General features: G+C 66.6%; 1 protein-coding gene. It reads left to right on the plus strand.

Annotation, left to right across the window (positions count from 1 at the left end):
* Positions 1-458, plus strand: a 458-nt coding sequence (locus AC066S_RS39315; RefSeq protein WP_478271982.1) for an aldehyde dehydrogenase family protein, incomplete at both ends; no start/stop codon positions are given.

A 458-nucleotide genomic window follows, 5' to 3' on the forward strand; every position in this document is an offset into this window, starting at 1 on the left:
GAAGAAGAGCCTGCTGGAACTGGGGGGATCCGATCCATTCATCGTCCTGGCCGATGCGGACATCGATCTCGCGGTGGCGGCGGGCATCGAGGCGAGGTTCCAGAATGCCGGTCAGGTCTGCCTGGCTGCGAAGCGCTTCATTCTGGAGAAGCCGATCGCCGAGGCGTTCACCGCGAAATTCGTGGCTGCCGCAAGCCGGCTGAGGGTGGGAGATCCGATGGACTCCACGACCGACGTGGGGCCCATGGCCGGATCCGATCTGCGCGGGGAACTGCACCGTCAGGTCCTGCGCTCGGTAGCCGCGGGTGCACGTCTGCTGCTGGGCGGCCATATCGGCGAAGGGCCGGGAAACTACTATCCGCCCACCGTGCTCTCCGAAGTCACGCCCGGCATGGCCGTTTTCGACGAGGAGACGTTCGGGCCGGTGGCGGCACTGGGCATCGCCGACGACCTCGAGC

The sequence above is a fragment of the Bradyrhizobium sp. CFUWI genome (assembly GCF_056429085.1).